This is a genomic window from Paenibacillus tyrphae (assembly GCF_027925525.1).
Taxonomy (GTDB): Bacteria; Bacillota; Bacilli; order Paenibacillales; family NBRC-103111; genus Paenibacillus_G; species Paenibacillus_G tyrfis_B.
The window spans coordinates 317713-341500 of record NZ_BSDJ01000003.1 but is presented as its reverse complement, the minus strand read 5'-3'; the positions used below and the strand labels follow the sequence as shown (position 1 = coordinate 341500).

Genomic DNA, 23788 nt, shown 5'->3' with positions numbered 1-23788 from the left:
CGAACGGTCATATTTTAAATCTGAGGAGGATTTGTCATGAAACCTGTAAACATCCCGGCTTTTTTTCACGAAGTGTTCGGCAAAAGATCGACCGTCTTGGAGTTGGCGCTAACTTTAGGTTTTGGCGTCGGCATGAGCGCGGCGCTCCTTGCTCTGACGTATTCCGAGTGGAGCGGGCTCGTCCTATGGCAGCTGTTTGCCATTCTGCTCTTGGCGCTCGACATCCACGGTGGCGTTATTGCCAACTTCACGCTATCGACCAATAACCACTATCAGGCTCATCCGGTGGCACGTCTGGTGTTTATCGCCATTCATGTTCAACCCGTTCTGCTCGCTGCCGTCTTGGGGGAACATTTTATTCCCTGCCTCTTCGTCTGGGGCTATACGATCGTATCGTCTTTTATCGTGAATGCCCTCCTCGGGCATCCGGCTCAACGAACGATAGCGGCGGTTTTCGTATGCACCGGGTTTGCCGGTCTGCTGCTGTTGTTCGGCTCTATCCCCAAGCTTCTCCTCGTCATGCTGTTTTTCTATATCTTTAAAGTCGTGTTCAGCTTCGCAGTGGATCATTATGCGCGAAGGGAGCATTAGAAGATGACGGACCGGGACCATTTAACCTGCAGCCGGGAAATTATCCGTTTAGGGACTGCTCACGCCACCCAAGCTAGGGATATTTTGCCAAAAGCCTTCTCCGATGATCCGATGTTCCGCCATCTGTTTCCAGGCGCAAGGCGATCCATTCATATCAGGCATTTTTTTAGTTTTCTATTTCACAAGAGCCTGCTGCTGCAGGAAATGCTTATCGGCGTTCAAGAACAAGGTACGCTGCGGGGCGCCGCATGCGTGGAGCTTCCGACAAGCTATAACGATGCGGGATTCCTTGCAAAAGCGCGATTCCTCTGCCGGGCAATCAGGCTGTTCTGTCAAGTTCCGCCGCGCTCGTTTGCTTTGATCAATGAGTATATGCGGCTCACGACATCCGTCCGCCCCTCCGTCCCTCATCATTATTTGGTATTTGTGGGTGTGGATCCCAAGCATCAAGGGACAGGGCTGGGCAAGCTGCTGCTAAACGAAGTTCATGCGCTTGCAGATCAGGACCCGACATCTGCGGGCATCGGATTGGACACGGAAAATGAGGACAACGTTCTCCTGTATGAGAGGTTCGGATACCGGCTCGTAGAGAAGAGGAAATTAGGTACCGTTACCATCTATTGCATGTTCAGACCGCGTCCCTAAAACTAAATAAGCGCAGGCGCCGGTCAACCGAGAGAGTACGGTAGTAGCTTTTTTCCTAAAGGGCTAAGGGATTTCCGGATATCGTCCATGGCTCTGCACAGGAGCCGTGTTTTATAATTTGGGACATGATCGTCCTTTGCAGGAATTTGATTGGATCAAAAATGTAAAAGTCAGAGAGGAAGGAACACGGTGGTCGACCAAACAAGGGAATCATCCGCAACGGAGGGACAGACTGCAGCCGAAGGCTTGGTAACCCTTCCTCGGACAGAACAGCGCACTATGCGTTCGCGGGCCGAGAATCGCGAGTATCGCATTTTCATTGCCAAGCCGGACGTCGAACCGCCTCCTTCGGGATATCCGGTCATCTATTTGCTCGATGCGAATTCCGTGTTCGGTACGATGGCCGAGGCGATACGATTGCAGTCGAGGCGGCCCGAGAAGACCGGAGTCGTTCCGACCATGATCGTCGGTATCGGCTACGATACGGAAGGGCCGTTTTCGAACGCCCGCTATTACGATTTCACGATGCCCGTACCCGTAGCGGAGCTGCCTCAAAGCCCGCGCGGAACGGAGTGGCCGGAGCTGGGCGGAGCCGATGCTTTCCTGAATTTCATCGAAGAGGACCTGAAGCCCGAGATCGAACGCGAGTTCAGCATCGACCGCAGCAGACAAGCGATTTTCGGCCACTCGCTTGGCGGCCTCTTCGTGCTGCATGCGCTTTTTACAAAGCCGGAGACGTTCCAGACTTATGTCGCCGGAAGCCCTTCCATTCATTGGGGCAAAAGAATCCTGCTGGAAGAAGAACGGCAATTTGCCACCCGCTTGGAGAAAGAGCCTTGCAGCGTCGGAGTGCTGCTCGCGGTGGGAGAGCACGAAAAACATCATCACAGTCATATGAACGATAATGCGAAGGAGCTTGCGGAACGGCTGTCCGCTCTCGCGAGCCGTGGAGTGCGCGTGAAGTTCCACGAGTTCGAGGGCGAGGGGCACGTCTCGGTGCTTCCGGTGTTGACCAGCCGCGCTCTGCGGTTCGCTTCGGAAGGCAGCCAGCAGCTAGAGGTTGGTCGCTCCGGAGCCGAAAAGATGCAGGAATAAAGCGCAAAAAGAGCTGCGGCAGCTGCCGGGCGGCAGTCTGCTGCGGCTCTAACAATCCTTGTTACTGTTCCTCTTAGCTCTCGATAACGATGCTGTTTAATTTAAGATTGACCGGATTGGCGATCGTATCTCCTACCGGGCATTTGCTCTCGATGAACCGGATAAATTCCTCCACCTTGTCCTTTGGCGAATCGGTTTTGATTCGAAACGTATAACGGATTTCGGAGTAGCCCGGACGAACCTCCGACCGGTTGAAAAATCCATCGAGATCCAAATCGCCCTCCACGTCTACTTGGAAATCGTCGAGTTTGACCCCAAACTTGGGCGCATAGACCCTGGCTACGATCGATTGGCAAGCGCCTAGCGAGGCCAGCAGCGCTTCCACCGGATTCATTCCGGTATCCGTCCCGCCCAAGCTTTTCGGCTCGTCGATGGTCAGCTCGAACTGTCGGGAACTAGCCTTCACTTTCACGCCCTCTTGCAAATGTGCTGTTGCTTTGAAGGTTTTAACCGCGGCCATAGTATACTCTCCTTTGATTGTCGAGTGCGTTCCGACTTTTTTCAAACCAAATTTATAAATTGGGTATTTTGGGTATTATAGGATGGTTTTGGTATCCTGTCAATGACATCGGGAATTTAGACATGGAACGAGCGTGCTGCGAGACGCATCCCAACGCCAAGGGATCGACCGGCCCTGTAGATGTACGCCGCCGTACCATTCGTCGATGCCGTTTAAAGCAATCCAATCCGCTTCCCCGTCCAGCACCCTTCTGCCTGTTTCCGTTAATGCAACCGTACTGTGACGAAATGACAGCGTCTGATCCTTATAGCCGGGAAAAGCATTCAAACCTTCGAGCTTCAGCAGCGGGTGCGAACCTTGCGATAGTTTGGCCAAGCGGTGCCAATATTGAAGATCTCCCATGCCCAGCCCATGAAACTTATTTCCCATATGCCCGAACAAATCCAGCGGAGACGTCATGCCGTCGCGAACCATCTCCAAAGTGGTTTGTTCTACTATGCCAAGTCCGTTCCGGATGGAGGGAAACCGCGATAAATGAAGCCGAAAGGCGTCGTGCACATAGGGCAGCGCAGAGTTATCGCCCGCTTCAAGCAGTTGAACCAGCTTGCCCGGTTCCGGGGCGCAGTAAGCCTCCCAGACGATGGCGCCCAGTTCGAGCTGTTCCTTGCCAACCGTTTGCCAAGTGCCCGACAAGGTCGCCATTTGGTTCACAGACAGCTGCCCTAATCCCCGGAAAAGCTCGATTCCCGGGAAGGCTCCGATACACAGCAAGCTTAGCTTCGTTGCGCCCAACGACTGCTGCGCAAACCAATGGAGCAAGCAGCAGAGCATCGTCTGATCGAACAAATCATGCTCGAACCACAGCACGATTTCCTCGTAGTTGCGAAAGTTTGCCCGTACCTTCTCCTGCTCTTCGCTTATACGTATAAATTCCGCACTCGGAATTCCCATCGCCTGCTCCAGATAGCGCGCCCGAACCGATCGATTGGCCGCCTCGGCAGGGTCGGTAAATACCGGTCCTTCGGGATACACCTCTCTCCAGACAAGAATGTCGCCTTGGACGACGCCCTGCCGCAGCTTTTCCGCAACGATATCACCATTAACAATGTGCAGCATTCGCTTTCCTCCTTCGTACAATTGGTGAAATACGGAGACGAAATCGGCGACGGGGAGCGTTCCTTTCAGCTTCGCACGGGCGTCGAACAGCCGCTTTTTCAATACCGGAACCGACGTTCCCAAATATGCGGAAATCTCTTGCAGAGCGTAGCCCTGAAAATAAAACAGTTGGACCGCGACGCGCAAGTTGGACGATAAAGCGGCTATGGAATCGTAAAGCAACTGATGCAATTCTCTTTTTTCGACAATCTCCGGTACGCTTGGCTGTCGACCGATCGTTTGGGTCAATTGATCGAACGGTACCGTTGGATGCCGTTTCCTCCGCACGAAACGGTGACATTGACGAATCACGATCGTTTTGAACCATCCGGGAAAAGCTTCCGCATCCTTCAGCTTGTGCAAATGGACAAAAGCTTCCGCAAACGCCTCCTGCACGGCATCCTCCGCCAAATAGGAGTCACGCAGCCTTTCGTACGCGACCGCATAAGCCATCGCTTCGAAACGCCGGACAATAAGGTCAAAAGCTTCCCGGTCTCCCTGTTTTGCCCGTTCAACCCAGTGCAGCATGTGAGTTTCGCCCCCTTTCTTTGCCGCTCCAGTATAAGGTGCCGAAGGAAGGCACCAAGGTTACAAAAGCTTCGCAAGTTCTATAATAACGAAAAGAAGCCAAAAAGGGGCTGCGCCAAGCTGCCCAAAAGCTGCCCGCTGCACCCCCACCGCCGTTTCGCACGAAGCGTCGACCTTACTTTTTAACAATTAACCCCTGCCTCCCGGAATTTGTTGAATACGGTAATTGTGGAACGCTGTAATTTTCCACTCTCCGTTTTGTTTGACCAACACGCTCGTATTGATGGATCCCCGGTCCGAGGGGTCCTGCGCCGGATCAGCCAATTTTGCCTCTCCGATCCCATGGACAATGGCTACGTCCGGGGTAACGAACCGCGGCCGTAATTCGGCAGCAGCGCTGGATTCCAAGGTCGAGCCTTTGAGCGGACCGTGAAATAACCGCTGGTGGACATCCGCAATCTGCTTCTTCCCTTTTAAATGCTGCCCCATAAATGTCACGTAATCCGCGTCGTCCGTGAAGCATTCGCCAAAAGCGGCTCCGTCGCCCCGATTCCAGGCATCACTTAACGCCGTAAACAATTCCTGCATCGCTTGTATGTCTCTTTGTTGGTATTCCATTTCCGGTTCCATCCTCTCGATCGTTTGATTTTTGGCTGCGCCTTCCGATTGTGATATACTGTTGACCAGATAAATACTTAATACATGAATCTTCTTAACAAACTATATATCTTAATCAATTAAGATATATTCTTATCTTATACCGGAGGTCTCCTTATGTCAAGCGATCAACACAACCATACTGTCCCACAGCTTACTCCCCTGCAGCAGGAACTGCTCCTCGAACTGCGTCAAAACAGCGCACGGGCCGTCATGTTCCACCAGCTCATCTCCGATAAGCTCGGACTGAACGCGACAGACCACAAATGCCTCGACTTTCTGAACAGCGCCGGACCGGTAACCGCCGGACGGTTGGCCGAGTTAACCGGTTTGACCACCGGGGCGGTCACGAACGTGATCGACCGACTGGAACAGGCGGGATATGTCCTACGGGATAAAGACCCGAACGACCGCAGACGCGTCGTCGTCAAGCCTACCGGCCGGGAAGCCGAAACGATCCCCCCGCTATTCGACTCGGTTTTCCGGGCAACGCACAACATTTTGATGGATTATAGCGAACAGGAGCTGCGCGTGATCCTTGATTTTATCAAGCGGTGCAACGCGATGACTTTGGAAGAGATGGATAGGCTAAAGCAGGGCTGATTGGTTTGGGAGAAAAGAAAAAGGCCGCAACAACCAGCCCATGCTGATCTGTCACAGCCCTCAAAACGGCTCTGCCGAGCCACGCTTAAGGAAACGGGTACGATAGCTCATAGAGAACAGGCTGCCGCAGTATCGGTAGCCTGTTCCGTAATTATAATAGCGAGGTTACTAACTTCACCTCCGGAAAGCGGCTATCCGGTCCTTTCATTAAGATTCCGCCTTGATTTTTCAGATACATATCGAAGAAATCCAGCATATAGGCATTGATAACGGAGTTCGCTCTTTCGGGCGCAATCTTTCCTGTAATGCCCAGCAGTTTGAAAATCGGAGAAATGAACTGTACGTCGGTAAAATTCAAATGCTCCGTATTGTCGATATAGAGGAATTGTCCCCCTGCGGCAACCGTTTCGCGCATCCGTTCAAGCTCTAACTTTTTGTCTTCCGTTACTTGATCCATCCACTCTCTTGTGTTGCCCATATGGTTAAGCTCTGCATCCGTGTAGACCCGGTTATCCATCACCATTTTTAATCTTTCGAATTCGCTTTCCGAGTTCATGAACAAAAACGGCTTTCGCAGACCCTCTCTGTCACGCAGTCGATAAAGCCCTCCATCTAAGTCTATTCCAACCGCGATTCGCGGATCGTAAGAAGCGTCATAGGCCGTCGCTCCGCCGATGGAATGACCGAACACCCCGACATGGCCGAGATCAATCCTCCCTTTTAGCTGACTTGGAATGTGCCCCGATTGGATGAGCTCGAATTGGTCCAGCGCAAACGTCACATCGCCGGTTAACACTTTTCCCAACTTGTCGCGGTTTCCGCTTTCCGTCCGGTAATCATGGTCGGGCGAGAATAAGTCGTTGGTTGTGCTGGTCGTGATTCGACCGTCCGGAAACTCGGTTGCAAATGTATTGTAGGTGTGGTCGATCACTGCCACGATATATCCGTGACTCGCGAGATTTTCGGCTTGCGACGTGTGGAGGAACCTGGAGAAACCGAATCCGGGATTCGCAAGGATCAGCGGGTATGAAGTCTGTGCCGAAGAGACTTCGGCCCCCGAATAAGCATGACTGGATACGTACTTCAGGTGTTGAAAAGTAAACCCGGGAAGGCCATAGTTCGCCGCCATATAACGTAAAATCCGGGTATCGGGGATAAAAGGAGCGTACTTGCCGGTGCCAGCTTGAGCCGGATACCATACCTGAACCATCAACTCCCTCTTGCCTGTCGCGGGTTTTCCAAATGTCTCCTCCCGGTTTGGATCAACGAAATGAAAGACTTGCGTGCCTACCTTCAACTCGCCGGTTGGCGCCGGAAGGTCGAATACGGGAAACACGTAGAGGAAGCACGCCGTTACGATTAACCCAATCACGATAAAAAGGCGGCCCAGCACCCTACGGATTCTTGAGGCAGTCCGAACGGCTTTCTGAGTTATGAAAACGTCTATAAGCGAAAGCATAAGCATCAGGATCGTAAATCCGTATAAAAATAAAAGCTGAACCCTGTATCCTTCGACCAGAAAATGTATTACTAAAAAAATGGAGCCGGTTCCGCTTGTCAGGAGCAAAGCTGATCTTCGGGTACGTTGATTGAAAATGAACAGGAGTGCCAACAAACAAGCACTTGAAAAGAATAGCAGCATTTCAAAAAGCCTCACGCCGACTCCCCCTAAAAACTAATCCCATCGATGGATAGGATTAGTATACAGAAGCAACTAGGTTGATACCATTGATCTAGATGACATTGCCTTACACTCTTGTAAGGTTGCGCTACGATGAGAAGACAGCTCAATTCTTTGCGAAATATCATAGACGACCCCTCCTTGCTCGCATAAAAAGTTTCCAGTTGGGCATGCTATCCTGCCAGACTGTGGTTGGCTCAGAGCCGCTTGCGACTTCTCTTTTTGCAAGCTGTTGAACGAGAACGCCAAAGAGGGCCGCAACAGGTCACTTACTCACCACCTGTCACAGCCCTCCGACCCGCGTCCGACGCGGCCTTTCAGCTCTTACTCTTCTCCAGTCGCAATCGGATTCTTGCTATACGATATCCACAATTATAAAGTTAAATTGTCAATACAAACTCCATGGCTAATCGTTCTTTCTCCGCAATGTCGGCTAGAAGCTCGGATGCAAGTCTTAGCTCCTGTTGATTTCCGGTTCTTCCCGCATTATCAATCGATGCCGAAACACCGTTCCACATCGGCGCGATTTCCGTAAACAGAAAGTATGCCTGCTCTAATTTAGAATCACCGAACAAATCCACGCATTCTTTAAGAAAATCTCTATACAGGTTTCGAAATAAGGCGCCGCCGGTCCCCGCTCTTTCCATCAATAAAGCGGTCAAACACAGATCTTTCTCTAAATCCTTGCTTCTAGAAGGCCAATTTAGGATTTCACCGCTCATTTTTTTGATTCCTTTATTGCCCATATTGCGGATAGGCGGATTCAAATAGTCATGAGCATTGTTGATAAGGGATGATCGTATGGCGGGTGCAAGCGGCGGAAGGGTATCCGTTTGCTCGATCGTAAAGGAGCGATTCCTGGAGCTCATGGGCCCCTTTGCGTTTCGTGCCATAGTCAAATTCGACAATCGCGTTGTCACGAGTCCGCCTTGTTGGCTTGTGTCTGCCATATAGGCATATTCGTCATCCATGCCATATATCACCGCATAGTGGGCTGCAAAGTGTACTTTGTTCGTAAAGTAATCTAAATAATACGAATCTAATTTAAGTCCCACAGGAATTCCACGGTCTATGCAGCTTTGCACGTTCTGCCATGCTTTTGTAACAGACGAGGTTTCTTGCACCCTGATATTCAAATTGAGCCGGGATGCTATGCAAGCAGACAGTTCATCAGGCTTTACTCTACCCCCAATAAAAGGAAAGTCCATTCCCTTCGAATCCCAATAAATGAATCCCAAACCTTGCCCAATACCGAATAACATCGGCTCCGATAATCGAACCCCTTTATGTTGAAGGAGATTGCCCATCGCTGTCGTCTCGCAGTGTTCTCCCTGAAAAAGAGCAAAACCTTCAATCAACATGGGCATGTCCCTCCAGTTCCCCTGTTAGTTCACTGATCAGATTTGCGACAAATGTCTTTTCAGTCTCGATGAGACTCATCGGGTGAAGGAAAAGAGCCCTAACGTGCAATGGCAATCGATAGCCGCCTTGCGATTCATATTTCTGACCTAAGTTCCTCAATGTCTCCTCTAGAAAGTTCTGCCGTTTCCGCAAAGCTTCCACGGCTTCATCTTCCCCTATAAAAGGGAGAGCCGCGAGTCCGAGATCGAAACGGTTATCCCGTTCCCGCGCAGAAGTTAGACTTACGATGATTTCATTCCTTAATGTTTCTATACCGGCTTCCATCATGACATAAGTAGATGGCAAAGGTCCTTTGCCAGACTTATGGACGGAATCTTCGGATCGGATCAGTCGTTTGTCTTTCAGTTTCTGCAATCCGTTGTAAATAGAAGTCGTACCTATATTCGCCCATTCCCTGTAGCCTCTAAGCTCTATCAACTTATTGATTTGATACCCCGACGCTTGTTTGGATTCCGCAATAATTTGCAGCAACATAAATTCCACGTTGGAAAGACGATTCATTGGTTATCTCCTTTTTATATTCCATATATGTAATATAACACTAGTGAAATATAAAATCAAGAAGAGCTACCCTAGTATGACGGTTGGACTCTTGCTCCCAAGCCAAAGACATCGCGCACGTTTGTGGACGGATATACTGGACGACTTTTCAACAGTAACCTGTCTCAATTGTTGAACCGTGGCTGGCTCTGGGACTGCTGCAACTGCTTTCTCCGGCTTCTTGTTTGCGGCTGTTTGCAAACAAGCCCAAAGAGGGCCGCAACAGTCCGCCTCACGGCAACCTGTCGCAGCCCTCCAACCCGCGTCCGACGCGGCCTCTCGGCTCTTACTCTTCCCCCGTCGCTACTGGATTGTCCGCGTAGGAAATCCAATCGCTCCAGCTTCCGGGGTACAGCTTCACATTGTTCAGCCCCGCTTCGCTCAGCGCGATCACATTCGGGCAGGCGGTCACACCGGAACCGCAGTAGACGATGATCTCCTCCGCCTGACGTAGCGCGTCGAAACGCTCGGCCAGCGCAGCTTCGCTCTTCCAAGCGCCGGTCTCATCCAAGGCGTCCTTCCAAAAATACGACTTCGCGCCGGGAATATGTCCGGCTACTTTGTCGATCGGCTCCTCGATGCCGAGATAGCGCTTCGCTTCGCGGGAATCGATCAACGTCACGCCGGGCTTGCCCAGCCGTTCCTTAACCTGCTCGACGCTGACAGCCAAGTCTTCGCGCACGCGAGGCGTAAACACGGCCTCGCGCAGCAGCGGCGGCTCGTCGGTGACGGGATAGCCGGCTTCCTTCCACTTACTGTAGCCTCCGTCCAAAAGATATACCTTCTCATGACCAAGGTAGGTGAGCAGCCACCACAAGCGCGAAGCCATCGCTCCGCCCTGATCGTCGTAAGCGACGACGGTGGAGTCGGCATGAATACCCGCTTGCCCCAGCTTCGCCGCAAGCTCCTGCACGTCAGGGAGCGGATGGCGTCCGCCGTGCTCCGTGATCGGGCCCGACAGGTCGCGTTCCAGGTCAAAATACACCGCGCCGGGAATGTGATCGATGTCGTAGTTTTGCTTCCCCGATTCCGACTTCCCCAGCGTGAACCGGCAATCCGCGATGACGATATGATCGTCCGTACCATGTTCGAAGAGCCACGGTTGGCTTACAATATGCTTCAAACCAATCACTTCCTTAGATGGGATGAAATACGGTATAGTTATCAGTATACAACGGAAAAATGCCCGACGAAAGCGCAAACGTCGGCGCAGAAAGCAGGAGGAACGATGCCAATCGAAACGAAAAGCTTCCGTCTCGTTCCGATGCGGGAAGAGCATGGGCACGATGTCTGTACGTGGAAGTATCCGCCTCCCTACGATTTATACCATTGGGACCCGTGGGAGCGGATGGTTGCGCGCGGCGAAGAATTCGGCGATCCCCGCATCCGCGAGGCGCAGTATCGTGCCGTGCTTGACGAATCCGGGGAGCTGTGCGGCTTTGCGCAGTTTTTCCCCATGGTCGGCGTCACGCGCCTCGGACTCGGACTACGGCCGGACTTGTGCGGCCAAGGCAGCGGCACGGCGTTTGTTCGCGCCATCGTCAGCGAGGCCAAGCACAGCGCACCAGGCAACGAAATCGATCTGGAAGTGCTGACGTGGAATCAACGGGCCATTCGGACCTACGAGCGGGCAGGCTTTGTCATCACGGATACGTATGAACGCCCGACGCCGGAAGGGTCCGGCGAGTTTCACTGCATGGTATGGACAGGCACGTTTAACGAAGGAGGACAAGACAATGGGGAATGATGTACGAGCAAAGGCCGAGCCGCTGGACGAGTTTCGCGGGCTGCTCGCTTTTGCGGAGGAAATTCGCAGCGTGGACGAGCAGACATGGGACAAGCCTATGGCACCCGGCAAGTGGACGATGAAGGAAGTGGTCGGACATCTGCTGCTGTGGGACCAGTATTTCTACGAGTCGGCGGTCGGCAAAATCGCGGAAGGCAAGCCGCTGACGCTGAAGCAACTGGATTTTGATACATTTAATGCAAGGGCGGCGCAGTATGGGCGGGATCAATCCGGCGAGAAGCTTGTGGAGGAGCTCGTATTATGGCGCAGTCGGATCACAGATACGCTGGAAGGGTTGCCCGAGACGGAGTTCCGCCGGTCGTTTCCGGACCTGGACGGCAAGCCGTTCGTCATCTCGGAGTACATCCCAGATTTCGTCTGGCATGACCGGCATCATATGAAGCAAATTCGCGAATTTTTGAATTCGTCGAGCTAAGATCGGAGCATCGAATGAAAAAAGAAGCGCTGCTGCAGATCGCGGAAGTTTTGAACAGCAATGCCGTCGACTGGGGGCTTGGAGGTTCGTCCATGCTTTGGTTCCACGGGCTCATCGACCGCCCCAACGACATCGATCTGCTCGTCGCGGAGCACGATGCGCTGCGGACGCATGAGCTGCTAAGCCAGCTCGGAACGTACAAGGCGCTGCAGCCGAAGGAGCCGTTCTGCACCAAATACTTCGCCCATTACACTATACTCGGTACGGAAGTCGATGTCATGGGCTTGCTCGGCATCCGTCATGCGGAAGGCGTATACCGGTTGGAATGGCGCAGGGACGCAAACACGCGGATCGAGCCGTTGGAGGGCGTCTCCGTCCCGCTGATGCCGCTGGAAGATTGGTTCGTGCTGTACCTGCTCATGCCCGGAAGAAGCGGCAAAGCCGATCTCATCGAAGCCTGCCAGAAGCGGCAAGGCATTCGGCGGGACCGGCTGGAGGCCGCCTTGCGGCAGCCCCTGCCGACTGAAGTGCGCGCACGCGTGTCTGCAGCTATGACAGAGGCGGAAGACTAAAGCAAGCGCTACGGCGTGCGCTCGTCTGCGCTGCCGGCATAAGCCTCGTCATACCGGGCGACGCTCGCGAAGTCGAGCTCCGTCAATCCGCCCGCATTCCATGACGTAAGACGGAGTGTCACCATCCGATAATCGATGGCGATCATCGGGTGATGGTTCATGGCCTCCGCGATATCGGCGATCCGGTTCACAAACGCGATACTGCCTGCGAAGGCGGGGAAGCGGTATTTTTTTACCAGCCACTTCCCCTCTTCCACCGTCCAGCCCTCAAGCCCGGACAGCCGCGCCTTCACTTCTTCCGCAGTCAGCCTGCTCCCCATGCCCTACCGCCTCCCTTATACCAAGTGTATGACCCTTGTTAGCGCTTCCCCTTGATCGATGCGGATGACATGCCGCTTCGGGTCGTGCGTGACGGTACAGTCGCCGACGCTCATCTGCGCTTCCGTCCCGAGCCCGTAGAACAAATCGTCGGCCAGCGTCTTGATACATTCCTTCCGCTCGCCCTCGTTCAATTCGCCCCAGTCCTCGGACGACATTTCCAGAAACTCGTGGCAGCGTTCAATTTCTTGCAGCGCATTCGTGAAATCGTCGATAATGTCGCGGTATTCCCTGCCGAATTTAATGCCCATCGTTCTCCGCCTTTCCCGTTGCCACCGACGTTTCCGCGTATCTGATTCGCCCTGTCCATAGGTTCCTGCTCTCCGAAGAGACGGCGGCTCGCGGCCGGGCGGACGGCAACGGCAATCATGTTTTGGCAATCCTTTTGACTCATTGTACTCGGAAACCGGACGGCCCGCAACCGCGGCAATTAAGCCGTGTACGAGGAAAAAAAGTCGCATTTCGGCCTTGATCCGGCACGCATTTCGATGCAAAATCTGGTACACTATAAGGATAGACAAAAAGGGCGGTGGGCGAAACATGCTGAAGCTGCAGATTCCGAAAAATCGAATAAATGAGCTGATCGGGCATCTGCGCGACAATTTCGACCCGGCCAGGCTTGAGCGCGGATGGGCTTATTACCACAAGGGGCAGGTGGCGGAGCTGGAGCTGAAGCATGGCGTGGAAGTGCATGCTTTGGTGCGCGGTACGAAGCGCTACGAAGTGATTCTCGATCTGGACCAGTTCGGCAAAAGCGAATGCAGCTGCCCGGACGGGGACAACTGCAAGCATATGGCAGCAGTCGCTTTCGCTCTGTACGCGCCATTTGGCCGTCCGGAGCTGTTGCTGCAGCAGCTCAAGCAGGCGATCGCCGTGCGTTCGCGGCAGCAGGCCAAGCAGACGGCGGTCTCCAAGGCCGCGGAGAAGCGGCAGGATCGGTTCGAGCCTCCGGCCCCGGATCAGACGCCGGCCCAGTGGCAGAAGTTTTTCGACCAGCAGTTTTACGGCTTCTCCCTCAACCAGCAGCAATCGATCGAGCTGTTCTACAGCGCGGTGAAGGAAAAGCTGCTGCCCTACGGCGAAGGCTGGGAGCAGCCGCTGCGGGGGCTGTACGCGCTTCATGTGCTGTTCTTCGTGATGCGGAAAATCGAACAATTTTATCAGGAGACGAAAACGTCCTACCTTTCTTATTATATCGAAACGGGCTGCCGGACGGTCGGCCGTCAATGTCTGGAGGAGCTGCTGCGGCTTGTGCCCCGGCTCGATGTCACCCTTCTGGCGGAAAAAGCCTCGGCTCCCTGGAAGGAGACGCTAGGTTTACTGGCGGACGCGGCGCTGTCGGGGAAAGAATCGCCTCTGTCATGGTCTACCGTATACCGCAGCGTCTGGTGGCGGATGACAAGCTATCCTGCATGGATGGCGGAGGAACGCGCCAGGCTGCGGCTCATGCTGGAATCGCCCGAGCTGATGCCGAGGCGGCGGGATGCGCTGCTGCTGGCGGAGGCGCATTTTGACGTGATCGAAGGCGACGACGACGCGGCGCGGCAGAAGCTCGAAGCGCTGTCCAAGCGGGAAACGCGGGACTACTTCCTTTATCTGCACCGCTGCTACGAGGAAGAAGCGTGGGACCGGATGCTGGCCTGGCTGCGCTGGCTGCTGCCGGTCGTGCAACGGGCCCAGCAGGAGGAGCTGCGGCAGTTTTGCCAATATTGGATGGAGGCGGTGCAGCAGCAGACCGACGACGGCGAGTGGGTGTCGGTCATGATTGCACTGCTGCCGCGGACGTACCATTTCTATACGGCTTACTTGATGAAGGCGCAGCGCTATAAGGCTTGGATTGACTTGCAGCTCTCGAACCGCGTCTCGCCGCTGGATCTGTACTCGCTGGATTTGCAAACGGTCGAAAAGCACGACCCGTCGCTGATGCTCCCGCTGTTTCACCAGGCGGTAGAGCGTTGCATCGCGGAGAAAAATCGAACGGCCTACAAAAACGCCGTACGCTTGCTGAAAAAGCTGCACACTATGTACAAAAAACTGAACCGGTCGAACGACTGGGAAGATTTCATTTACCGGCTGGCGATGAAATATTCGCGCCTGCGCGCGCTGCAGGAAGAGCTGAGGAAAGGAAAATGGATTCCATGACCGATACGGGCCTCACCCACGTCCATGTGCGCTGGGCGCCACAGGGCGGCTTTTTCCTGTGGGGCGCCCGCTATAACGGCGGCGTCTGCGACGCTTATGATTTGCGGGACTGGCTGTTCGCTTGGCACGAGCCTTCCTTCTACGGAACGTTCATCGAAGTTGTCGAGTCGCAGAACGTCGAAGGATTGCTGTTGCCTGTGCTGGAAGCGCTTGACTATTTTGCGGCGCCGGGCGTCGTCCGGCACCAGCGGCTCGCCTTCGGCCCCGAACTGAAGGAGCTGACGCAGCTCGCGCCCCATGTCAAGGAAGCGCTGACGCACGGCCGCTTCATGCCGGATTTCGCCAAGTGGAAGGCCGGAGAGCTCGGCTGGAAGCTGCAGCTGCCCGAGGCGGCAGCGGCCTGGTCCGCCTCGCCGGTTGCGCAGCATTGGCTGGATCTGCTCATCCCGGCGTGGATTCAGGAGGACGGCGTCATGCGCCAGAGTCTGGAGCAGCTGGAGCGCTCGTTTCCGCTGCTTGGACGCGGCGGCGGGCAGGCAGCCGAGCTGTGGATGGACGAGGAGGACTGGCTCATCTCCATCGGCTGGCAGTCGGACGGCACGCCGTTCCGCACGTGCCTGAAGCTCGAAGAGCCGGCGGAGTCCGGCGGCGCCTGGCCGCTTCGCGTCGTGCTGCAGGACCGCAGCGACAAGGATGTGCAGCGCGAGGTGGCCCCGTCCGCCGTCGCCGGTTGGGCCGCGGCGGAGCCGGAGTCCGGCGGGACGGCCGCGGACGAGGCCGCGAGCGATGCTTCAGGCGGCATAGCGCCGCCTGAAGCGGAAGCGCCCGCGGATAGCGCCGCGGCCCGCGAAGCCATGGCGGCCGCCGCGGCTGAGGCGCTCCCGGCCGAGTGGCGCGCGCATCTCGGCCGCGCCGCGCGCGATGCGGCGAAATGGCGGCGCATGCTGCCGTGGCTGGCCGAGGGCGAAGCCGGGCTGCGCAGCACGCTGACGCCGGACGAGGCGTGGGAGCTGCTGGCCAAAGGCAGCCTGCGCCTGATGGAAGCGGGCTATTCGGTCATCCTGCCCGCTTGGTGGGAACGCATCCGCCGATGGCGGCCGCGGCTCAAAGCGAAGATCAAATCGTCGGTCGGCTCCGGCCCGCAGTCGATGTTCGGCTTGAATCAGCTCATGCAGTTCGATTGGAAAATCGCGCTGGGCGACGTCGAGCTGACCGAAGCCGAATTCCGCGAGCTGCTGGAACAGAACCGGCGGCTCGTGCAGATCCGCGGGCAGTGGGTGCAGCTCGACCCGGTACATCTCGCTCAACTCCAGCGCGTCATGCATCAGGTGGAGAAGAAGCAAGGACTGTCGTTCCGGGACGTGCTGGAGCTTCATCTGCTCGGCTCCAGCGAAGGCGAAGAGGACAAAGACTTCCACCGCACGCTCAACATGGAAGTCGAGCTTGACGAGCAGCTTCAGGAGCTTGTCGATCTGCTGAATCACTCGAAGCGCCCTCCGCTGCTGGAGCCGCCGGACAGCTTCCGCGGGAAGCTGCGTCCGTATCAGGTGGAAGGCATCTCGTGGCTCGTATTCTTGCGCGAATGCGGCCTCGGCGGCTGTCTGGCCGACGACATGGGGCTCGGCAAGACGATCCAGATGATCACGTATTTGCTGCATCTCCGGGAGCAGCGGGTGGTTGCCGATACCCAAGCGGCCGACACGCCGCAGACTGGTGAAAAAGCCCCTTCCCTGCTGATCTGTCCGACATCCGTGCTGGGCAATTGGCAGAAGGAGCTGCAGCGCTTCGCGCCGGACCTGCGCGTGCATCTGCATTACGGGCCGGCCCGGGCCAAAGGAAACAGCTTCGCCGAGAGCTGCAGCGACAGCGACCTCGTGCTGACGACATACACGCTGTCGCATCTGGACGAGACGGAGCTGGGCTCCGTTTCCTGGGAATCGATCTGCCTCGACGAAGCACAGAACATCAAGAACGCCTACACGAAGCAGGCGCAATCGATCCGCAAGCTCGCCGGGCGGCACCGGATCGCCCTGACCGGGACCCCGATCGAGAACCGACTGACCGAGCTGTGGTCGATCTTCGATTTTCTCAACCCGGGCTATCTCGGTACGCTGCGCGATTTCACCCAGCGGTACGTCGGCGCCATCGAGCGCACGCAGGACAAGGAGCTCATCGCCAAAGTGCAGCGGCTCATCCGGCCCTTCCTGCTGCGGCGCATCAAGAAGGACCCGTCCATTCAGCTCGATCTGCCGGAAAAGTACGAGTACAAAACGTACGTCTCTCTCACGGCCGAGCAGGCAACGCTGTACGAGAACTATATTCAAGACATGTTCGAGCGGATCGACAAGCTGTCGGCGATGGAGCGCCGCGGGATGATTCTCGCCGCGCTGACGAAGCTGAAGCAGATCTGTAACCATCCGGCGCTGCTCGCCAAGGATGCCGTCCGGGCGCCATGGCGCGAACGGTCGAACAAGGTCGAACGGCTGCTGGAAATGGTGCAGGAGCTGCGGCAGGAAGGCGACAAGTGCCTCATTTTCACCCAATTCGTGGAGACGGGACATTTGCTGCAGCGGGTGCTGGAAGAAGAGTTCGGAGGCAAGGTGCCCTTTCTTCACGGAGGCAGCTCCAAGGCGGAGCGGGACCGCATGATCGAAACGTTCCAAGGCGAAGTACCGCCGGAGGAAGACGATTCCGGCATTTTCCTGCTGTCGCTCAAAGCCGGCGGCACCGGACTTAATCTGACCGCGGCGAACCACGTGTTCCATTTCGACCGCTGGTGGAATCCCGCGGTGGAAAACCAGGCGACGGACCGCGCCTTCCGGATTGGCCAGACGCGCCATGTGCAGGTGCACAAATTCGTCACGCTGGGCACGCTGGAGGAGCGCATCGACGAGATGATCGACAAGAAGCTCGGGCTGAGCCAGCAAATTGTCGGCACCGGCGAGCAGTGGATCACCGAGCTTTCGACGGACGACTTGAGAGAATTGTTCTCCCTGCGCAGCGAATGGGTGGAGCGCGACTGAGCCGCTCCGCCGTTCGCCGGCAGGAAACGCAGGCCTGTAGTAAGCCCCTCCCCTTTTTCCCTTCGCTTCCTCCCCCCAAAACAATAAGCTTCCTGACAATCTTCGACTCATACCGTCATAATCCGCTCTTTTTGGCAAAGCAGCGATATTTTTTTCGTACCGGCTCGAAAAGCACCGTTCGTTGTAGAGGATTTACCCTGCTTTTGTCGAACTAGGAACGTACAAAAAAGAATGTCTACATACCGAGAAGGTGGCTCTGCCATGAATATGACTCGATCGAAAATTTCATTGGGTTACGTGATCGTCGTGATTTCCCTGCTCGTGATGATCAGCGTCTCCAGCTTTGTCGCATCCTCCAGCACGGAGCAGGAACTGAAGAGCGTCGTTAACGAAGTGATTCCGCTAAACAATTTGGCCGAAAGCTTGCTGGTCGACCTGGTCAATATGGAATCCGGGCTTCGAGGCTACGAAGTAACGCAAGATGAGAAATACCTGGAGCCCTACGACTTCGGCAAAGCCCAGTTGCAGGACGACTTGCTTGCTATGGCTGCCTTTCAGAAAAAATACCCCAGCCTGCGCAGCGTCATGGAAGGCGATGCGATCCCGCAAATTCAGCGGCTGCAGGAGCATTATGCCAGCCAAATCGAGCTGATCCGCGACGGGAAGCTGCCTGACGCGATCAAGCGGGTGTCCATGGGCAAAAACCAGATGGACCGCTTTCGCCAAGTTCATACAAAGCTGACCGCGGAGATCGAGCTTATTGCAGCGGAAGCGTATTCATCGGCTCAAACCGCAGAGAAACGGGCGCGCGTCATCGTTTTCATCGGCGGCGGGATCGCCATTATCGTCGGCCTGTTCTCGTTCTTCATCTTCAACCGGGCCAATCAGGCCGAAGCCAAGCTGCGCAAAAGCGAGGAAACGTATCGGTACATGGCGGAAAGCCTGGAGGTACAGAACGAAGAGATCGTTGCCCAGCAGGAGGAGCAGGAGGCGACGCTGGAAAAGCTGTCGCAGCGCGAGCTGGAATTGGAGGCCATCAGCAGCTATCAGGAAAAGCTGACCGGCTCGACGGACATGGCCGACTTTTTGAACGCTTCCCTCCCGGCGCTGCTGGATTCGCTGCACCTTGACGCAGCTCTGCTTGTCTTGAAAACGCCGGATGGCGACGGGGCGGAAGCGGCTTATCAGGTTGCCTATTCCATCGGCTATCCGTCGACGCTGCCCACGATGCTGGAAAGCGAGCTGTTCGGCACGGCGCGGCGCGTCCTGAAGGAGAAGATGCCGCTGGAGTGCGTGCGCCAAGCCAGCGCGCAGGAAAGCAGCTTCCATCAAGGCATCACCCATGCGATAGACCGCTATTATCCGCTATTCAACGATGAGCATGAAGCGACCGGCTTCATGCTGCTGACCGGCTACCTAACTTCGCCGGACGAGCAAAAAACGCGGCTGGCCAAAGGCCTCATCCGCCAGTTCGGACTTGCCTTCCTGGCGCAGCAGATGAACGAGGAGCGCCGCCATCAATCCGTTCGTCTGGAGGCGCTCTACGAGCAGCTTCAACAGGAAAAGTCGGCGATGGAGGAGCAACGCGACCTGATCACCAACATCCTCGAATCGACACACGAGGGCATGATGATGTGCGATGCTTCCGGGAAGCTGATGTTTTTCAACCATCGCATGAACGATTTTCTCCGGCTTAGCGGACGAGCCGGCGAATCGATCACCGAGATCAGTCAGGAGCTGCTCGATCGCTCGCCGAGCTTCGCCCGCGTTTCCCAATCGATTCGCGGTCTGCTGCGCGGCGACTTGAACAAGCTGACGGAGCGCTTCTCCTTCACTGACGAAGAAGAGCAGCAGAGATATGTGGAGCTGTACGCCATCCGAATGATGGTCGAACGTCATGACGAGGAGCTCGGCTTCCTGTTCGTATTCCGCGACCGAACCGAGGAAGAGAAAGTCGACGAGATGAAAAACGAATTCATCAGCATCGTTTCCCACGAGCTGCGGACGCCGCTTGCGAGCGTTCTCGGATTTATCGAGATTTTACTTAACCGCCAGCTTACGCCGGAGAAGCAGCAGCGTTACCTGCAAACGGTCTATAAAGAGGCGACCCGTCTTTCGACGCTGATCAACGACTTTTTGGATCTTCAGCGGATGGAATCCGGTAAGCAAATTTATCATTTTGCCCCGGTGGAGCTGGGAGGATTGCTGCAGGAGGTGGTCGAGCAATGGCGGGGCAAGCAAAGCCACGACCTCTCGCTGCATCTGCCGCAGCATGAAGTGTGGGTGCGCGGCGATGCGGACCGGCTGAAGCAGGTTGCGCACAATCTGCTCAGCAACGCGATCAAGTATTCGCCTCAGGCGGACCGCGTCGATCTAACGCTACGACAGGATGGTCAGGCCGTACAATTCCTGGTTCAGGATTACGGCCTTGGCATCCCGGAGGAAGCCAAGGATAAGCTGTTCTCCAAATTTTACCGCGTCGACAATTCCGACCGTAGGCAAATCGGCGGAACAGGCCTCGGGCTGTCAATCGTGCGGGAAATCGTCGAAGGCCATGAGGGAACGATTGCGTTCGAATCGGAGATGGGCGCAGGCTCGACCTTCAGCGTGACACTCCAAGCTTACCGGGTCGGTGTGGCGGACAACAGCATCATGATTTTGGAGGATGACGATAATTTGGCGAAGCTGATTCAAGTCGCGCTCGCCAAGCTGCATATACCGACAATGCATGTGCGTTCGGCCGAGGAAGGCATTCTGGCCCTGCACCGGATCGAAGAGGGCGGTCCGAGACTGTGTATCGTGGACATTCATTTGGAGGGAACGAAGAACGGCTGGGATTTCATCGGCGAGCTGTACCGCCATCCGAAGTTTTACCGGACCCCGGTTATCGTATCCACGGCTCTGGAGCCTCCACAGGATTATCACGAGAAAGACATCGAGAAGTTTTTGCGCAAGCCGTTCTCGATGGATAAGCTGCTGCAGGTGGCCGAGCAGTTGCTGAGCAACACCGATCGGCATCCGTCGTACATTTTCCCGGCACAGGATGAAAATTTCTTGACCAACACGCTCGCCAAAAACGGCATTGAAGTCGAAGAGATCACCCGAAAGTCCGATCTGATTGAGATCGAGCCGAAGACGCGCCGGCCTTCCGGCGACGAAGGCTCCCGGGCAGGATAGCCCCAGCCCCAATTCGATGAAGAAGCGGCAAGACCCCCATTCGGCGCTCCGTCAACACGGTGCCCGGATGGGGGTCTTTTTAGATTAAGCTGAAGCGGCCCGGACTGAACCGAAAAAATTGCCCGCTCTTGACGCACCATAAACGTTCATTGAACAACTGTTCTCCGTTCCTGCATTAAGTCCGCACGCCAAGGTGCCGCAAAAACGCCCGGAACCGCTCCATTCCCTGCTCGCTGCGCTTGTACACGCCTGCGTCGCGCAGCACGTCCGCGAACTTGCGGCCCGTCTCCGTTTGCAGCGCTTGTCTCGCGTCCTCTTCCGGCATCGCCGTTCCGTAACGGCCGACAAGCTCCTCCAGCCATTCGGCGTGCTTGTGCAGCGGATGCGACGGATCGCGGGTAATCTTCCCGTCCAGCTTCTCTTCTCCGGTCAGCAGCCTGGACGCTAGCTCCAGCTCGTCCTTGAGACGACCCGGCAGCACGGCGAGCCCCATCACCTCGATCAAGCCGATGTTCTCTTTCTTGATGTGGTGAAGCTCCTTGTGCGGGTGAAAAATGCCGTCGGGATGCTCCTCGCTGGTCTGGTTGTTGCGCAGCACCAGATCGAGCTCGTATTCCCCGCTCGCATTGTTGCGGGCAATGGGGGTGATCGTGTTATGCGGCACCTTGACGCCCGCCTGCTCCGTAAACGCGAAGATATCTTGCGACGGATCGCTGTAAGACTTCCACGCGTTCAGAATCGCCGTAGCGAGCTTCAACAGCTGATCGCGGTTGTGGGCGGCGATGCGGATGACCGACATCGGCCATTTGACGATGCCGATCTTCACGCCAGGATAATCCGGATGGCTAAAGCTCTCCCCGACGCCCGCCTTTTCCATCGGAAACTTGTGCCGTCCGCCTTGAAAATGATCGTGGTTCAGGATCGAGCCGCCGACAATCGGCAGGTCGGCATTCGAGCCGACGAAATAATGCGGGAAGCGATCAACGAAATCGAGCAGTCGCTCGAACGTCTCCTTCGACGTCTTCATCGGCCGGTGCTCCCGGTCGAAAATGATGCTGTGCTCGTTGTAATACACGTAAGGCGAATACTGGAAATACCACGTTTCCCCGGCCAGCTCAACTGGAATGACCCGCAGGTTCTGTCGCGCCGGATGATTGAGCCTGCCGGCATAGCCCACGTTTTCGATGCACAGCAGGCATTTGGGGTAATGGCTCTGCGGCGCGTTTCGGAGCATCGCGATTTCTTTCGGGTCTTTCTCCGGTTTCGACAGGTTTACGGTAATTTCGATATCGCCGTATTCCGTCGGCGCAAGCCAATACATGTTTTTGCCAATCCGATCCATCCGGATGTAGTTCGAATCGATGCACAGCTTGTAAAAAGCATCCGTCGCTGCTTCGATTCCGGCGGACTTCGCGGTCGTCCAGAACCGGTGCACAAGCTCGGATGCCCGAGGCATGAGCTGGCCCATCAAACGGGCATCCAGCAGATCGCGCACCGTCGTGTTGTTCTCTTCAAGCAGGCCCGAATCGGCCGCGTAATCGAGCAGCGGCTCCAGCAGCTCCACTGCGCTGTCAGCCACCGGCTCGCTCAGCTCGCCCTCGTACGGCTCGCCGATACACAGCAGATCGAGCAGCCCGTTGCGGGCCGCATAGATATCCAGCGGCTCCAGCAGTCCACGCTTCAGGCCGAATTGCAGCAGTCGTTCGACCCGATAGGCCGCCTTCCGGTCGGGGGAGCCGAATTCCGTTTCCATCTGTCTTTGTTCCATTGTTCTCCACTCCTTCGGATCGGCCGGCCTTCGGCCCGAACGCCTGCACCCGTGATTTTACTTGCCGTAGCCGTCCGGATTCGCTTGATGCCAAGCCCATGCGGAGGCGATAATTTGCTTCAGGCTGTCCCGTTTCGGCTGCCAGCCGAGCTCCGTTCTGCCGCGCTCCGAGGAGGCGACAAGCACCGCCGGGTCTCCGGCTCTGCGGGCTTCGACGACCGCCGGAATCGCATGTCCCGTCACTTCGCGCGCGATGTCAATCACTTCTTTGACGGAGAAGCCTTTGCCGTTGCCGAGATTGTACACGCTGCTATCCCCGCCGGCGCGCAGCTTTTCCACCGCCAAGATGTGGGCGTCCGCAAGGTCGGTCACATGGATGTAGTCGCGGATGCACGTACCGTCCGGCGTCGCATAGTCGTCGCCGAAAATCGAGATATGCGCGCGCTTGCCAAGCGCTACCTGCAGAATGATCGGCACGAGATGGGTCTCCGGCGAATGGTCTTCGCCGATCCGGCCGCTTTCGTGCGCGCCCGCCGCGTTGAAATAACGCAGCGAGACGTATTTGATACCGTGCGCCGTATCGAACCAGCGCATCATCTTCTCCATGGCGAGCTTCGTTTCGCCGTAAGCGTTCGTCGGTAGCGTCCGGTCCGTTTCCAAAATCGGAACGTTCTCCGGTTCGCCGTACGTCGCCGCCGTGGACGAGAATACGATTTTTTTGACGCCGTATTCGTTCATCTTCTCCAGCAGGCAGAGCGTCCCGTAAACGTTGTTATGATAATATTTCCCGGGTAGCTGCATGCTTTCGCCGACGAGCGAGCTTGCTGCAAAATGAATGACGGCGTCGATCTCGTTTTCGCGGAATACCGTGTCCAAAAAGTCCGCATCACGAATGTCCCCGACGTACAGCTTGCCGCCGAGCACCGCTTCCCGGTGTCCCTGCTGCAAATTGTCGACGACAACCACCTCTTCGCCTTTTGCCAGCAGCTCCGCTACCGTATGCGAGCCGATATAGCCCGCGCCTCCGGTTACCATAATGGCCATAGTCCAGCCTCTCCTTCCGTTAATC

The 23788-nt window shown here is 55.9% G+C and carries 21 protein-coding genes; 10 read left to right on the top strand and 11 right to left on the bottom strand.

Going from position 1 to position 23788, the window contains the following annotated elements; genetic code table 11:
• Positions 1 to 36 precede the first annotated feature (36 nt).
• From QMG93_RS05235 to QMG93_RS05225, 3 genes are all read left to right on the top strand, one after another.
• Positions 37 to 591: a hypothetical protein gene (locus tag QMG93_RS05235; protein WP_281934137.1), complete on the top strand. Its 555-nt coding sequence runs from the start codon at positions 37 to 39 to the stop codon at positions 589 to 591.
• A 3-nt stretch (positions 592 to 594) separates the two neighbouring features.
• On the top strand, positions 595 to 1236 hold the full coding sequence (locus QMG93_RS05230; protein ID WP_281934135.1) for a GNAT family N-acetyltransferase: 642 nt from the start codon (positions 595 to 597) through the stop codon (positions 1234 to 1236).
• 246 nt (positions 1237 to 1482) lie between these two features.
• Positions 1483 to 2331 carry an alpha/beta hydrolase gene (locus tag QMG93_RS05225; protein ID WP_281934226.1) on the top strand — a complete coding sequence of 283 codons (849 nt, stop codon included), beginning with the start codon at positions 1483 to 1485 and terminating at the stop codon, positions 2329 to 2331.
• 73 nt (positions 2332 to 2404) lie between these two features.
• Here the strand turns inward: QMG93_RS05225 and QMG93_RS05220 are convergent, their stop codons facing one another.
• The 3 genes from QMG93_RS05220 to QMG93_RS05210 form a co-directional block, all read right to left on the bottom strand.
• A complete protein-coding gene (locus tag QMG93_RS05220) occupies positions 2405 to 2851 on the bottom strand; it encodes an OsmC family protein (RefSeq protein ID WP_281934133.1) in 447 nt (148 codons plus the stop codon).
• A 99-nt stretch (positions 2852 to 2950) separates the two neighbouring features.
• Positions 2951 to 4534, bottom strand: coding sequence for a sigma-70 family RNA polymerase sigma factor (locus QMG93_RS05215; protein WP_281934132.1), 1584 nt, complete (start codon positions 4532 to 4534; stop codon positions 2951 to 2953).
• Between the two features lie 189 nt (positions 4535 to 4723).
• Entirely contained in the window at positions 4724 to 5152 is a 429-nt protein-coding gene (locus QMG93_RS05210; protein WP_281934130.1) for an SgcJ/EcaC family oxidoreductase, read from the bottom strand.
• A gap of 156 nt (positions 5153 to 5308) precedes the next feature.
• Here QMG93_RS05210 and QMG93_RS05205 point away from each other — a divergent pair, with 156 nt between their 5' ends.
• Positions 5309 to 5794: a MarR family transcriptional regulator gene (locus tag QMG93_RS05205; RefSeq protein ID WP_281934128.1), complete on the top strand. Its 486-nt coding sequence runs from the start codon at positions 5309 to 5311 to the stop codon at positions 5792 to 5794.
• Positions 5795 to 5945: 151 nt separating this feature from the next.
• On the opposite strand, the gene QMG93_RS05200 is transcribed toward QMG93_RS05205, so the two are convergent.
• The 4 genes from QMG93_RS05200 to QMG93_RS05185 all read right to left on the bottom strand — a co-directional run bounded on the left by QMG93_RS05200 (position 5946) and on the right by QMG93_RS05185 (position 10560).
• The gene (locus QMG93_RS05200; RefSeq protein WP_281934127.1) at positions 5946 to 7451 is read right to left on the bottom strand and encodes an alpha/beta hydrolase family protein; all 1506 of its coding nucleotides are present in this window, start codon (positions 7449 to 7451) and stop codon (positions 5946 to 5948) included.
• Between the two features lie 404 nt (positions 7452 to 7855).
• Entirely contained in the window at positions 7856 to 8842 is a 987-nt protein-coding gene (locus QMG93_RS05195) for a BtrH N-terminal domain-containing protein (protein ID WP_281934125.1), read from the bottom strand.
• Positions 8826 to 9398 (bottom strand): helix-turn-helix transcriptional regulator, encoded by a 573-nt coding sequence (locus QMG93_RS05190; RefSeq protein ID WP_281934123.1) that lies wholly within the window; start codon positions 9396 to 9398, stop codon positions 8826 to 8828. The genes QMG93_RS05195 and QMG93_RS05190 overlap by 17 nt, the downstream gene beginning before the upstream one ends.
• A 325-nt stretch (positions 9399 to 9723) precedes the next feature.
• On the bottom strand, positions 9724 to 10560 hold the full coding sequence (locus QMG93_RS05185; protein ID WP_281934121.1) for a sulfurtransferase: 837 nt from the start codon (positions 10558 to 10560) through the stop codon (positions 9724 to 9726).
• 105 nt (positions 10561 to 10665) lie between these two features.
• Here QMG93_RS05185 and QMG93_RS05180 point away from each other — a divergent pair, with 105 nt between their 5' ends.
• The 3 genes from QMG93_RS05180 to QMG93_RS05170 are packed head-to-tail and all read left to right on the top strand — an operon-like array spanning position 10666 to position 12231.
• Positions 10666 to 11184, top strand: coding sequence for a GNAT family N-acetyltransferase (locus tag QMG93_RS05180; protein WP_281934119.1), 519 nt, complete (start codon positions 10666 to 10668; stop codon positions 11182 to 11184).
• On the top strand, positions 11174 to 11659 hold the full coding sequence (locus tag QMG93_RS05175) for a DinB family protein (RefSeq protein ID WP_281934117.1): 486 nt from the start codon (positions 11174 to 11176) through the stop codon (positions 11657 to 11659). The genes QMG93_RS05180 and QMG93_RS05175 overlap by 11 nt, the downstream gene beginning before the upstream one ends.
• 14 nt (positions 11660 to 11673) lie before the next feature.
• Positions 11674 to 12231, top strand: coding sequence for a hypothetical protein (locus QMG93_RS05170; protein ID WP_281934115.1), 558 nt, complete (start codon positions 11674 to 11676; stop codon positions 12229 to 12231).
• Between the two features lie 8 nt (positions 12232 to 12239).
• On the opposite strand, the gene QMG93_RS05165 is transcribed toward QMG93_RS05170, so the two are convergent.
• Both QMG93_RS05165 and QMG93_RS05160 read right to left on the bottom strand, forming a co-directional pair.
• Complete coding sequence (locus tag QMG93_RS05165) at positions 12240 to 12551, bottom strand: 4a-hydroxytetrahydrobiopterin dehydratase (RefSeq protein WP_281934113.1); 312 nt, start codon at positions 12549 to 12551, stop codon at positions 12240 to 12242.
• A gap of 15 nt (positions 12552 to 12566) precedes the next feature.
• Positions 12567 to 12860, bottom strand: a complete 294-nt coding sequence (locus tag QMG93_RS05160; RefSeq protein WP_216795674.1) for a hypothetical protein — start codon at positions 12858 to 12860, stop codon at positions 12567 to 12569.
• A gap of 289 nt (positions 12861 to 13149) precedes the next feature.
• Here QMG93_RS05160 and QMG93_RS05155 point away from each other — a divergent pair, with 289 nt between their 5' ends.
• The 3 genes from QMG93_RS05155 to QMG93_RS05145 all read left to right on the top strand — a co-directional run bounded on the left by QMG93_RS05155 (position 13150) and on the right by QMG93_RS05145 (position 20951).
• Positions 13150 to 14751, top strand: coding sequence for an SWIM zinc finger family protein (locus QMG93_RS05155; RefSeq protein ID WP_281934109.1), 1602 nt, complete (start codon positions 13150 to 13152; stop codon positions 14749 to 14751).
• Positions 14739 to 17774, top strand: coding sequence for a DEAD/DEAH box helicase (locus QMG93_RS05150; RefSeq protein WP_281934107.1), 3036 nt, complete (start codon positions 14739 to 14741; stop codon positions 17772 to 17774). The genes QMG93_RS05155 and QMG93_RS05150 overlap by 13 nt, the downstream gene beginning before the upstream one ends.
• A 261-nt stretch (positions 17775 to 18035) precedes the next feature.
• The gene (locus QMG93_RS05145; RefSeq protein WP_281934105.1) at positions 18036 to 20951 is read left to right on the top strand and encodes an ATP-binding protein; all 2916 of its coding nucleotides are present in this window, start codon (positions 18036 to 18038) and stop codon (positions 20949 to 20951) included.
• A 175-nt stretch (positions 20952 to 21126) separates the two neighbouring features.
• Here QMG93_RS05145 and QMG93_RS05140 read toward each other — a convergent pair whose 3' ends face one another.
• Positions 21127 to 22719 carry a UDP-glucose--hexose-1-phosphate uridylyltransferase gene (locus QMG93_RS05140; protein ID WP_281934103.1) on the bottom strand — a complete coding sequence of 531 codons (1593 nt, stop codon included), beginning with the start codon at positions 22717 to 22719 and terminating at the stop codon, positions 21127 to 21129.
• 57 nt (positions 22720 to 22776) lie between these two features.
• Positions 22777 to 23763 carry a UDP-glucose 4-epimerase GalE gene (gene galE / locus QMG93_RS05135; RefSeq protein ID WP_281934101.1) on the bottom strand — a complete coding sequence of 329 codons (987 nt, stop codon included), beginning with the start codon at positions 23761 to 23763 and terminating at the stop codon, positions 22777 to 22779.
• Between the last annotated feature and the right edge of the window lie 25 nt (positions 23764 to 23788).

Bases quoted from the DNA above. Each gene is read 5' to 3' on its own strand.
- QMG93_RS05235 (WP_281934137.1), top strand. From the start codon at position 37: ATGAAACCTGTAAACATCCCGGCTTTTTTTCACGAAGTGTTCGGCAAA.
- QMG93_RS05230 (WP_281934135.1), top strand. From the start codon at position 595: ATGACGGACCGGGACCATTTAACCTGCAGCCGGGAAATTATCCGTTTA.
- QMG93_RS05220 (WP_281934133.1), bottom strand. From the start codon at position 2,851: ATGGCCGCGGTTAAAACCTTCAAAGCAACAGCACATTTGCAAGAGGGC.
- QMG93_RS05215 (WP_281934132.1), bottom strand. From the start codon at position 4,534: ATGCTGCACTGGGTTGAACGGGCAAAACAGGGAGACCGGGAAGCTTTT.
- QMG93_RS05210 (WP_281934130.1), bottom strand. From the start codon at position 5,152: ATGGAATACCAACAAAGAGACATACAAGCGATGCAGGAATTGTTTACG.
- QMG93_RS05205 (WP_281934128.1), top strand. From the start codon at position 5,309: ATGTCAAGCGATCAACACAACCATACTGTCCCACAGCTTACTCCCCTG.
- QMG93_RS05195 (WP_281934125.1), bottom strand. From the start codon at position 8,842: ATGCCCATGTTGATTGAAGGTTTTGCTCTTTTTCAGGGAGAACACTGC.
- QMG93_RS05190 (WP_281934123.1), bottom strand. From the start codon at position 9,398: ATGAATCGTCTTTCCAACGTGGAATTTATGTTGCTGCAAATTATTGCG.
- QMG93_RS05180 (WP_281934119.1), top strand. From the start codon at position 10,666: ATGCCAATCGAAACGAAAAGCTTCCGTCTCGTTCCGATGCGGGAAGAG.
- QMG93_RS05175 (WP_281934117.1), top strand. From the start codon at position 11,174: ATGGGGAATGATGTACGAGCAAAGGCCGAGCCGCTGGACGAGTTTCGC.
- QMG93_RS05170 (WP_281934115.1), top strand. From the start codon at position 11,674: ATGAAAAAAGAAGCGCTGCTGCAGATCGCGGAAGTTTTGAACAGCAAT.
- QMG93_RS05165 (WP_281934113.1), bottom strand. From the start codon at position 12,551: ATGGGGAGCAGGCTGACTGCGGAAGAAGTGAAGGCGCGGCTGTCCGGG.
- QMG93_RS05160 (WP_216795674.1), bottom strand. From the start codon at position 12,860: ATGGGCATTAAATTCGGCAGGGAATACCGCGACATTATCGACGATTTC.
- QMG93_RS05155 (WP_281934109.1), top strand. From the start codon at position 13,150: ATGCTGAAGCTGCAGATTCCGAAAAATCGAATAAATGAGCTGATCGGG.
- QMG93_RS05150 (WP_281934107.1), top strand. From the start codon at position 14,739: ATGGATTCCATGACCGATACGGGCCTCACCCACGTCCATGTGCGCTGG.
- QMG93_RS05145 (WP_281934105.1), top strand. From the start codon at position 18,036: ATGAATATGACTCGATCGAAAATTTCATTGGGTTACGTGATCGTCGTG.
- QMG93_RS05140 (WP_281934103.1), bottom strand. From the start codon at position 22,719: ATGGAACAAAGACAGATGGAAACGGAATTCGGCTCCCCCGACCGGAAG.
- galE (WP_281934101.1), bottom strand. From the start codon at position 23,763: ATGGCCATTATGGTAACCGGAGGCGCGGGCTATATCGGCTCGCATACG.